Annotated in this window: 10 protein-coding genes; 5 read left to right on the forward strand and 5 right to left on the reverse strand. The window is 71.3% G+C overall.

Features of this window, described 5'->3' with window-relative positions; all coding sequences use genetic code 11:
* Together E1295_RS44705 and E1295_RS44710 are read right to left on the reverse strand one after the other, a co-directional pair.
* The coding region (locus E1295_RS44705) for a response regulator (RefSeq protein WP_132640917.1) at window positions 1-646 on the reverse strand (646 nt) is incomplete at its 3' end.
* Entirely contained in the window at window positions 643-1,518 is an 876-nt protein-coding gene (locus tag E1295_RS44710; RefSeq protein ID WP_132640919.1) for a sensor histidine kinase, read from the reverse strand. The genes E1295_RS44710 and E1295_RS44705, both read right to left, overlap by 4 nt.
* Before the next feature lie 697 nt (window positions 1,519-2,215).
* Here E1295_RS44710 and E1295_RS44715 point away from each other — a divergent pair.
* On the forward strand, window positions 2,216-3,025 hold the full coding sequence (locus E1295_RS44715) for a CPBP family intramembrane glutamic endopeptidase (RefSeq protein ID WP_132640921.1): 810 nt from the start codon (window positions 2,216-2,218) through the stop codon (window positions 3,023-3,025).
* 14 nt (window positions 3,026-3,039) lie between these two features.
* Window positions 3,040-4,410 carry an amidase gene (locus E1295_RS44720; RefSeq protein WP_132640923.1) on the forward strand — a complete coding sequence of 457 codons (1,371 nt, stop codon included), beginning with the start codon at window positions 3,040-3,042 and terminating at the stop codon, window positions 4,408-4,410.
* A 223-nt stretch (window positions 4,411-4,633) separates the two neighbouring features.
* On the opposite strand, the gene E1295_RS44725 is transcribed toward E1295_RS44720, so the two are convergent.
* On the reverse strand, window positions 4,634-5,092 hold the full coding sequence (locus tag E1295_RS44725) for a hypothetical protein (RefSeq protein ID WP_246081151.1): 459 nt from the start codon (window positions 5,090-5,092) through the stop codon (window positions 4,634-4,636).
* A gap of 120 nt (window positions 5,093-5,212) precedes the next feature.
* On the opposite strand from E1295_RS44725, the gene murA reads away from it, so the two are divergent.
* Together murA and E1295_RS44735 are read left to right on the forward strand one after the other, a co-directional pair.
* Window positions 5,213-6,523 (forward strand): UDP-N-acetylglucosamine 1-carboxyvinyltransferase, encoded by a 1,311-nt coding sequence (gene murA / locus E1295_RS44730; RefSeq protein ID WP_246081153.1) that lies wholly within the window; start codon window positions 5,213-5,215, stop codon window positions 6,521-6,523.
* Between the two features lie 51 nt (window positions 6,524-6,574).
* A complete protein-coding gene (locus E1295_RS44735; protein ID WP_246081154.1) occupies window positions 6,575-8,827 on the forward strand; it encodes a transglycosylase domain-containing protein in 2,253 nt (750 codons plus the stop codon).
* 3 nt (window positions 8,828-8,830) lie between these two features.
* Here the strand turns inward: E1295_RS44735 and ybaK are convergent, their stop codons facing one another.
* On the reverse strand, window positions 8,831-9,325 hold the full coding sequence (gene ybaK / locus E1295_RS44740) for a Cys-tRNA(Pro) deacylase (protein ID WP_132640927.1): 495 nt from the start codon (window positions 9,323-9,325) through the stop codon (window positions 8,831-8,833).
* Window positions 9,326-9,345: 20 nt separating this feature from the next.
* A complete protein-coding gene (locus E1295_RS44745) occupies window positions 9,346-10,083 on the reverse strand; it encodes an AraC family transcriptional regulator (protein WP_132640929.1) in 738 nt (245 codons plus the stop codon).
* 53 nt (window positions 10,084-10,136) lie between these two features.
* Here E1295_RS44745 and E1295_RS44750 point away from each other — a divergent pair.
* Window positions 10,137-10,799: MFS transporter (locus tag E1295_RS44750; RefSeq protein ID WP_484214008.1), on the forward strand; the 663-nt coding region annotated here is incomplete at its 3' end.

Below are 10,799 nucleotides of genomic sequence, written 5' to 3' on the forward strand. Positions count from 1 at the left end.
GGGGTGGGCCGGTGTCCTTGAGGTGGAGGGCGAGGCGGGTCCGGTCGGGAAGGGCGAACTTGCGGAGCAGGCTCGAGACGTGGTTCTTCACCGTGCCCTCCGTGACCAGCAGGCGGGCGGCGATCTCCCGGTTCGAGGCTCCGGCAGCGAGCAGTCTGGCCACCTGCGCCTCCCTGGACGACAAGCGCTCCTCGCCGGGGAGCACGGTCGGCGGCGCCGGCGTGCGGCGGATCTCGGTCACCAGCCGCGCGGCCACCGTCGAGGCGAGCACCGTCTCGCCGCGGCCGGCCCGGCGAATGGCGTCGACCAGTTCCTCGGGCGTGCAGTCCTTCAAAAGGTAGCCGACGGCCCCGCCGCGCAGCGCACCGAAGATGTAGTCGTCCTCGTCGAAGGTGCTCAGCACGATCGAGGCCACACGGGGGTGCCGGGCCGCCAGCCGGGTGACGAGCTCGACGCCGTCCATCCTGGGCATCCTGGCGTCGACCAGCGCCACGTCAGGGCGGCACGTCTCGGCTACCAGCAGGGCGTCCTCTCCGTCGGCGGCCTCCCCGACGACCTCGATGCCGTCCTCGATCTCCAGCATCTTCCGCAGCCCCTGCCGGATCAGCGCCTGGTCGTCGGCCAGCAGCACTCTGATCATGTTCATGACACGGCTGCCGTGACCCGGGCGGGCAGTTCCGCCCGTACCTCGAAGCCGCCGCCCGGCCGGTCGCCCGCGGTCAGGGTGCCGCCCACGGCGCGGGCACGTTCGGTGAGGGAGAGCAGGCCGAAAGCGTCGCGCGCATCCCGGCCGCGGCCTGCGCCGTCGTCGGCCACCACCAGCACGACGCGGTCGCCGTCGCAGGCGAGCGTACCGCGCACATGGCGGGCACCCGCGTGCCGGACGGCGTTGGTCAGCCCTTCTTGCAGCACTCGGTAGAGCACCAGCTCCACGTCGGGCTCCAGGGGCGGCTCGTCCCCGACGACCTCGAAGGACACCGCGAGGCCTGTGCCGTCGAACGACGCCGCCAGTTGTTCGAGGGCCGCGCTGCTGACGTGACCGTCGAGCGCCAGCGGCCGCAGCGCGCGAACCCAGCGGCGGGCGTCGGCCAGCGCCGTCACGGTCAGCTCCTTCGCCTGACGCACCTCGTGCCAGGCGTCGTCGGGGCGGCGGGAGCGGAAACGCTCGGCGTTCTCCAAACCCATCTTGATCACCGTGAGGTGGTGACCGATGGAGTCGTGCATCTCCGCGCCCATCCGCGCGCGTTCCTGGGCCACGGTCAGCTCCCTGACCCTGGCCGCAAGCCGCTGCGCCTCCGCCCGCCTGCGCCGCGCCTCCAGCACGGCCGACGCCATGCCGAGCACGAAGCAGGCGAACACGACGATGGTGACGCTCTGCACGACGGCGTCGAACACGCCCCGCTCGAAAACCACCACGACGCAGGCGAACACGGCCAAACAGAGGCAGCCGACGATGACGGCCGCGGCCCGTATGCCGAAGACGAACGCCAGGTTGGCGACGGCTATGAGGGTCAGCAACTGATGGACCTCTTTGGAACCCGCAGGGCCCAGCGTGCAAGTCGCGGGCAGGAACACCACCGCCGCGACCTGCCGCCATCGGCCGTTGCGCCTTGTCTTCCCGCTGAACCGCCCACTCCCATCGAGCCTGGTTGATGAGCCGGCATTCGGTGTGATGTCAGGTTTGGACGGTGTGTGGGCGTTTGGTCCGCGGTTGGGCCGGGCGGTTGTGCCGAATGGTGGCCCGCCGTCGGGACTTGTGCCGGATAGCGGCCCGCCGTCGGGACTTGTGCCGAATGGTCTGCCGTCGGGACTTGTGCCGGAAGGTGGTCTGCCGTCGGGTGAGGTTGTGCGGGTACGTGGTCTGCCGTCGGGCGGGGATGCCGCGCCGAGACTCGGCCCGCCGCCGCGTCGCCAGGGGAGGAGTGGCCACAGCGCGGAGACGAGCGCCAGGTTGAGCGCGAACGGCACGGACCAGGATTGTCCGTAGTAGATCACGTGAACTATCCCGGTGGCTGCGAGCACCAGCCAGAACACGACGCTGAAGAGGACCGGCCGGTCCGGGTCACGCAGGCAGGCCAGATGACGCAGCATGCCCTCGACCCTAGTTTTCCCGGGCGGCGCTGTGATCCTCCCTGAGGCCTATGCCGATGGTCATTGTGGATTCAACCCAGAGCCCGATGCGCCGGCACCGCCCGGTTACTTAACGTGGCGGCCTATGAAAATCACTCATCCCGTCTGGGCCGTGCTGATCACCTGCGTCGCCACGTTCACGCAGATCCTCGTCGGCGCCGGGCCCGTCATGCTGCTGCTCGACTCCGACGACGCCCTCTATCGCCCGCTCGGCATGATCGGGATCACGCTGGCCTCGCTCGGGCTCGTCTATGTGATCCGCCGCCTCGGCCGCCAGACCTGGCAGGGCGTGGGGCTCACGATGTCCTGGAGGGCCGTGCCGCACCTGTTACTGGGCGTCGTCGCCGGCGGGGCCGCGGTGGCCGCGAGCGGCGCGCTGGCGGTGACGGTCGGTTTGGCCACCTGGGTGCCCCAGGCCCGTCCCGACCTGTCTCTCCTGCCGCTCTCCATCGCTTTCGCCCTGCTGAGCCAGGCGTTCCCCGAGGAGCTGCTGTGGCGTGGTCACCTGTACGACACGTTGTCCGCGCGGATGTCCCCGAGAGCCGTGCTGATCGTGGTGTCGGTGGGTTTCGGTGTGCTGCACATCTTCTCGCAGAGCGCGGCCGACACACCCGTCGAGCGTCTGATCTACCCGCTGCAGGCCATCGCTCTCGGCTTCGCCTGCGCGGCGGCGCGGTGGCGCACCGGTGCGGTGTGGATGGCGGTCGGAGTGCACACCGGACTGCACACAGGCCACATGCTGTTCCCCGCCCAGCCCGTCGACTTCGGTGTGCACATCGTCATCCTGACCTGCATGTTCACCGTCACAGGGCTGCTCATCATGGCAAGGCGGCGGCCGACGAGCACCGGTGCGGAGCGTGGGCAGACCTTGCCGTCGCCCTCGCACGGCGGGTGAGGCAGGATCGCAGAGTGAGCGAACTGCACTACCTGACCGCGACCGAGCTGACCCGCCTGATCAGGACCCGGCAGGTGAGCGCCGTGGAGGTCCTCCAGGCCCACCTCGACCGCATCGAGCAGGTCAACCCAGACGTCAACGCCATCGTCACGCTGGCCGCCGAACCGGCGATCGAGGCGGCCAAGGCGGCAGACGCGGCCGAGCCGGAAGGTCTGTTGCACGGTTTGCCCGTGGCGCACAAGGACCTCGTCGACACCGCGGGCATCCGCACCACCTACGGCTCGCCGTTGTTCGCCGATCACGTGCCCGCCAAGGACGACCTGGTCGTCGAGCGGCTGCGCGCCGCCGGCGCCATCACCGTCGGCAAGACCAACACCCCGGAGTTCGGCACCGGCTCCCACACCGTCAACGAAGTGTTCGGCGCCACCAGAAACCCCTACGACCTGTCCAAGTCCGCCGGAGGCAGCAGCGGCGGGGCGGCCGCTGCCCTGGCCACCGGCATGGTTCCGCTGGCCGACGGCTCCGACATGGGCGGTTCGCTGCGCAACCCCGCCTCGTTCTGCAACGTCGTCGGCCTGCGCCCCACGCCCGGCCGGGTGCCGGGCGTGTCCGACACCGCCGCCTGGTACACGCTGTCCGTCCAGGGCCCCATGGCCCGCACCGTCGACGACCTCACGCTGATGCTCTCGGCCATCGCCGGGTTCGACCACCGTTCTCCCTACGCGATCAGAGAGGTCTTCACTCCCGAGCCCGAGGAGGGCGTGGCGGGCCTGCGGGTGGCGTGGAGCCCCGACCTGGGAGGGCTGCCGGTCGACCCGCGCACGGCGGCGGTGACCGCGACCGCGCCGGCCGTGTTCGAGCGGCTGGGAGCCACGGTCGAGGAGGTGGAGCTCGACCTCTCCGGCGCGGAGGAGGCGTTCAGAACCTACCGGGCGTGGAACTACGCGCTGTCCTTCGGCGACCTGACCGGCCTCGGCCCCAACACCGCCTGGAACGTCGAGCGAGGCCGCGAGGTCACCGGAGCCGCGCTGGCCGCGGCCGAGCGCGCCCGCAGCCGCCTATACCAGCGCATGTCCGCCTTCTTCGACACCTACGACGTGCTGATCGCGCCGGTGAGCCAGGTGCCGCCGTTCCCCATCGAGCAGCCCCACGTCAGCGAGATCAACGGCGAGCGGCTGCCCGACTACCTCGCGTGGATGCGCTCCGCCTACTGGATCAGCGTCCTGCACGCACCGGCTGCCTCCGTGCCCGCCGGGTTCACGACGGACGGCCTGCCGGTGGGGGTGCAGATCGTCGCCCGCCCGTTCGAGGACGCCAGGGTCCTGCGCGTCGCCCGCGCCTTCGAACAGGCCACCGGCCACGGCCGACAACGCCCACCGTTGTGAAGGACGGGCACCGCGCCCGTCGTGGTGCTCACCATTGTGAGCTGGTCCTGCGGTGACGGGTGTCGTTCGTGGTGGTGGGGATGCCTCTGCGATGACCGGTGACGTTCCCGGCTGTGGAGACGCGCTGGCCGGTGTTGTCGCGGTTGTGTGAGGTGGTTGCGCCGCGGCCGGTGTCGTTCGCCGAGCGTGCGGTGGGTTGCGCTGTGGTGGGTGTGCCAGGGGTTCATGGCAGGTTGCCGTAGGGGGGCCGCAGTTGCGGCTCGCCGTACCCGTGCATGCCTTCCAGCAGCCCGAACAGCCCCACCGCGAGCAGTGGCCAGGACACGAGCACCCCGGAGGCGGTCAGTTTCAGCGCGCCGGGCACGACCTTGACCCCGGGCACCACGGCGGCCTCCACCATGACGGCTCCGATGGTGAACGTCGACCCGATCCACAACGTCAGCGCCGCCCCCAGCACCCCGCCCGCGCAGAGCCCGAGCAGCACCGGCAACATGAACCGGCGGGCCGCGAACCAGGCCACCCCGCCGCAGAGCAGGCCCAGCCCGCCCGTGATCACCGCGAACCAGCCGTCCGCGGCGATCAGTGCCTGCGTGGACGGATCGGCCAGCACGGACGTGCCGTCCTCCGTGACCGTGTAGGGGGCCCGTGGGGAAACGCCTGACCAGAGCAGCCCTGCGGCCACCCCGAGAGCAGCGAGTGTGAGGACAGTTACCGCAAAAGCGCGTACTTCCCTCGTCACGCCACTCCCCTTCACATGTGCGTCCGAATCAGCTCGATGGTATCCCCCGGCTAGGCTCACTTCGTGATTGAAGAAGAGGTCTGGCTGATAGAACCCTCCGGTCCGCTCCGGGGAGACGTCGAGGTGCGCGGTTCCAAGAACGGCGTGTCCAAGCACATGGTCGCCGCCATGCTGGGCAGCGGCGAGAGCAGCATCCACAACGCGCCCGACGTGGGCGAGGTCGAGATCACGGCGGCCATGCTGCGGGCGCTCGGCATCGATGTGGAGATCTCCCGTACGGAGATCAGGATCGCGCAGGGCCCGCAGATCGAGCCGCGGGTGCCCGACGCCTTCACCGGCCTGAACCGCATCCCGATCCTCATGCTGGGCCCGCTGCTGCACCTGGCGGGGGAGGCGTTCGTGCCGCTGGTGGGCGGCGACCCGATCGGGCGGCGGCCGGTGAACTTCCACGTGGAGGCGCTGCGCTCGATGGGCGCCGAGGTGGAGGTGGGCGACGCCGGCATCTTCGCCAAGGCCAAGCGGCTCAACGGCACCCGGATCGAGCTGCCCTACCCGAGTGTGGGCGCCACGGAGACGGTGCTGATGTCCGCGGTGCTGGCCGAGGGCAAGACGGTGCTGAAGAACGCCGCGATGGAGCCCGAGGTGGTGGAGCTGGCGCTGTTCCTGCAGCGGATGGGGGCGCGGATCGAGCTGTCGCCCGACCGCAGGATCGTCATCGAGGGCGTCGAACGGCTGCGGGGCGCCTCCACGTGGCTCAACGGCGACCGCATCGAGGCGTTCTCCTACCTGGCGGCGGGCCTGATCACGCAGGGCGAGGTACGGGTGCACGGCTGCCCGCAGGACCGCCTGGTCACGGCGATCACCACGCTGGCCAGGATGGGCGCCCAGTTCGACATCAACGACGAATACCTGTGCGCGACCGCGCCGCCCGAGGGCCTGCGCGCGGCGGCCGTGCAGACCGACACCCATCCCGGCTTCATGACCGACTGGCAGACGCCGCTCATGGTGTTGTTCACGCAGAGCCAGGGCATGTCGGTGCTGCACGAGACGGTCTTCGAGAACCGCCTGGTGTACGTGCCCGCGCTGCAGCGGATGGGCTGCGAGATCGAGGTGTTCGACCAGTGCCTGGGCGGTCCGGCCTGCCGCTACCACGACACGAACGCCCGCCATTCGGCCGTCGTGCGCGGCGTGTCGCAGCTCAAGGGCGCCGACGTGACGCTGCCCGACATCAGGGCGGGTTTCTCGGCCGTGCTGGCGGCCGCGGTGGCCGACGGACCGTCGACGCTGCGAGGGGTGCACCACATCGAGCGGGGTTACCACCGGCCGTACGAGCAGTTCGCGTCCCTGGGTCTGGACATCCGCCGGAAACGGTAAAGGATCACACGCGGGCGTTTGCCGCCGATCCGGGCGCCGCAGACCTTCAGCGTGACCGTACTCAGATCCGTCGGTGCGCTCGGGCTGGCGGGAGCGCTCGGTGGAGTGCTGACGGCGGCACTGGCCGTGCCCGCCGTCAGCGGCAGCGGCATGGCCGCCAAGAACGTCGCGAACACGTTCCTCGACCTGCCGCCCGCTCCGCGTGAGGAGCCGCTCGCGCAGGTGACCAGGCTGCTGGACAAGGACGGCCGCCAGTTCGCCCAGTTCTACGAGGCCAACCGGACGAACGTGCGTCTCGGGGCAGTGGCCCCGGTGATGCGCCAGGCGATCGTGGCCATCGAGGACGCCCGCTTCTACGAGCACGGCGGGCTCGATGTCAGGGGCACCTTCCGGGCGCTGCTCACCAACACCCAGGCGGGCGGCATCCGGCAGGGCGGTTCGTCCCTGACCCAGCAGCTGGTCAAGAACATCCTGGTCGAGGCGGCGCGTACGGACGCGGAACGCGACAAGGCGCGGGCCCCCAACCTGGCGCGCAAGATCACGGAGCTGCGGCTGGCGCTGGCGCTGGAGGAGAAGTACCGCAAGGACGAGATCCTCGAGCGTTACCTGAACATCGCCTACTTCGGCGCGGGCGCGCACGGCGTGGAGGCGGCGGCCAGGCGGTTCTTCTCCACCTCGGCGGCCAAGCTGACCCTGACGGAGGCGGCCACGCTGGCGGGCGCGGTGCGGATGCCGTACTCGACCGATCCTTCGCTCGGCCGGGAGCACCGGGAGCGGCTGAAGGCGCGGCGGGACCTCGTGCTGGACCGGATGGCCGGGCTGGAGCTGATCACGGCGCGGCAGGCGAGCGCCGCCAAGAACGCGCCGCTGGGCCTGCGGCTCCGTCCGGAGCCCGGCGGCTGCGCGCAGAGCGCGTACCCGTTCTTCTGCCTGTACGTGCAGCGCGAGCTGCTGTCGAACCCCGTCTTCGGCAACACCGCGAGCGAGCGGCGCAAGCGTATGGCGAGGGGAGGGCTGGTGATCAGGACCAGTCTCGACCCGATCGCGCAGCACGCCGCCGAGCGGGCCATCCGCCGGCACGTGTCGCCGGAGGACACCGAGGTGGCCGCCGAGGCCATGGTGGAGCCGCGTACCGGGCGGATCCGGGCGATGGCCGCCAGCAAGAGGTTCGGCCGCAACTCGGGCAACCGCAAGAACGGCCCGAAAACCACCTTCAACCTGCCCGCCGACACGGCGCACGGCGGGGGGCAGGGGTTCCAGGCGGGGTCGACGTTCAAGGTGTACACGCTGGCCACGGCGCTCAAGCAGGGGTGGCGGTTCGGCGACGGCTTCAAGACGCCCGGGGCACTCGTGCCCGGACAGGGTTACCGCAACTGCGCCGGCCGGCCCGTGAACGACCCGAACACGCGCATCCTGAACGCCAGCGGCGAGGGGGAGGGCGGGCCGCACAGCATCGAGACCGGCACCTGGAAGTCGGTGAACATCTTCTTCATGATGCTGGAGCGCAAGGTCGGTCTCTGCAACGTGGTGAAGACGGCCAGGTCGCTCGGCGTCGTCAGGGCGGACGGGGAGCCGCTGAAGGAGGTGCCGACGTTCACCCTGGGCGTCAACGAGATGGACCCGGTGACGGTGGCGGCGTCGTTCGCGACGTTCGCCGCGCGGGGCCGCTACTGCCGGCCACTGGCCATCGTGGAGATCATCGGCAGGGACGGCCGGCGCACCCACGTGCCGCCCTCGTGCAAGCAGGTCATCGACCGGCCGGTCGCCGACGCCGTCAACTACGTGCTGGAGGGCGTGTTCACCAAGGGCACCATGCGGGGCCAGGGCATCGGCCGTCCGGCGGCGGGCAAGACGGGCACGAACAACGGCTACACCTCGGCCTGGTTCGCCGGGTACACGCCGGCGCTGGCCGCGGCGGTCAGCGTCGGGGACATCCGCGGGTCGTACCGGTTCCCCCTGACGGGGGTGCGGATCGGGGATCGTTATTACGGCTCGGTGCAGGGGGCGTCGCTGCCGGGCCCGATCTGGGTGGAGTCGATGCGGCCCGCGTTGCGCGGGGTCGAGCCGCGCGGCTTCCCCGGGCCGGACATGTCGCGTTTCGGCGGCGGTCACACACCCGGACTGGAGGAGGCGCTGGCCGAGGAGGAACGGCGTGAGGGGCGGCGCGGTGACCGTCAGGCCCGCCGGCCCCGCCACCTGTTCGAGTGGCTGCTCGGGCGCAGGCCGCGGCGGGTGGAGATCACGCTGCCGCGCCGGGACCGCGACGACGGCGGCCGCCGGGACCGGCCCAGGCGGCGGAACTGACGCTCAGCCGGCCTTGCCGATCGGGGCGGTGACGGCTCTGGTGAGCGTGAGGAGGTTGTCGGGTGCGGTCTCGATCTGCAGGCCCCGCCTGCCCGCCGAGAAGTAGATCGTCTCGAAGTCGAGCGCCGAGGAGTCGACCACCGTGGGGAGCTGCTTGCGCTGGCCCAGCGGGCTGATGCCGCCCACGACGTAGCCGGTCACCCGCTCCACCTTGGCGGCCTCGGCCATCGTGGCCCGCTTGCTGTTGAGCGCGCCGGCCAGCGCCTTGAGGTCGAGCTTGCCCGACACCGGCACGACGGCCACGGCGAGCCCGCTCTCGACCTCCGCCACGAGGGTCTTGAAGATGCGGGCGTAGGGCACGCCGAGCGCGTCGGCGGCCTCCTCCCCGTAGGCCTGCGCGGAGGCGTCATGGGCGTAGGGGTGGAGCGTGAACTCGGCCTTGGCCTTGGTCAGCGCCACGGTCGCCGGGGTGCCGCCCTTGCCTTTGGAAGTACTCACGACACCCGATTGTAGCGAATCTACATTGTAAAGGCGCGGCCGGGGGTGTGCCCGAACGCCCGCCTGAACACGTCGATGAAGGCGCTCGCCGAAGCCCACCCGCACCGGTGGGCGACAGAGGTCACGGATACGCCGCCGGCGAGCAGCAGCAGCGCGTGGTGCAGCCGGAGCTGGGTGCGCCACTGGGGGAAGCTCATGCCGAGCTCGCGGCGGCACAGACGGGCCAGCGTGCGCTCGCTGGTGCCGGCCTGGACGGCGAGCTGGGCCAGTGACCTGCCGTCGGCGGGGTCGCGGTGCAGGGCCGCGCAGACGGCGGCCAGCCGGGCGTCACGGGCGGCCGGCAGGTGCAGCGGCTGCTCGGGGGCGCGTCTGAGCTGGTCGAGCAGCACGGCGCGCAGCCGTTCGCGCTCGCCGCCCCCCGGGCCGTCGTCGCCGGTGTAGGCGATGATCAGCTCGCGGAGGAGGGGCCCGACCGCGAGCACCGCGGGACGGGCGAGGCCCAGCGGGTTGTCGGAGAGCCCCACCAGGCGCAGGTCGGTGTCGCCGCGGGCGCGGTGCTCGTGGACGGTGCCGGCCGGGATCCAGATGGCCCGGCTGGCGGGAGCCACCCAGATGCCCGAGCCGGTGGTGACGGAGAGCACGCCGCGGCAGGCGTACACGATCTGGTGGTTGTCGTGCCGGTGCGCGTCGATGCCCGCGCCCGGGGCCAGGGGCCGCCGGCCGGTGGGAGCCTCGGGTCTGTGGCGGATCTCCGGCATAGGTTGGCAATTTATCGGAAGCGCGCCAGTTCTGCCATGTGCAGGATCGGAGCGTGAACAGGATCCCCATGCTCGCCGGCGGCCACGCGACCGTGGACTTCTACCAGGGCGCGGTGCCTGCCCTCGTGCCCTTCCTGGTGGCCGGGCGCGGGTACGGCTACGTCGCCGTCTCCGGCATCGTGCTCGCGGCGACGTTGTCGTCGTCCATCGTGCAGCCGCTCTTCGGCGTGCTGACCGACCGGTGGCGGATGCCGTGGCTCATCCCCGTGAGCATGGTGACGGCGGGTGCCGGGGTGGCGTTCGGCGGCGTGACGGACTCGTACGTGCTGACCTGGCTGGCGGTGGCGCTGTCCGGGCTGGGCGTGGCGGCCTACCACCCCGAGTCCGCGCGGCTGGCCAGGCTCGCCAGCGAGGGCAGCCACGTCCGGATGAGCTGGTTCTCGCTGGGCGGGACGCTGGGCTTCGCCTGCGCTCCCGTACTGGTGACGCCGCTGCTGGCGGTGTGGGGGCTCGGCGCGTCGCCGTTCCTGGTGGCGCCGGCGCTGCTGGGGGCGGTGGTGACGCTCCCGGCGATCCGGGCGCTGTCGGGGGGCGGCCGCGTGGTGCGGACGGCCGCGCCGGTGTCGCGCCGGGACGACTGGCCGTCGTTCGCCCGGCTGACGCTGGTGATCGTGTTCCGCTCGGTCGTGTACGTCGGGCTGAGCGCCTTCGTGGCC

It is taken from the genome of Nonomuraea mesophila (assembly GCF_004352805.1).
GTDB classification, from domain to species: Bacteria; Actinomycetota; Actinomycetes; order Streptosporangiales; family Streptosporangiaceae; genus Nonomuraea; species Nonomuraea longispora.

Coding starts and splice junctions, on each gene's coding strand:
- E1295_RS44715 (WP_132640921.1), top strand. CDS start 2,216: ATGAAAATCACTCATCCCGTCTGGGCCGTGCTGATCACCTGCGTCGCC.
- E1295_RS44745 (WP_132640929.1), bottom strand. CDS start 10,083: ATGCCGGAGATCCGCCACAGACCCGAGGCTCCCACCGGCCGGCGGCCC.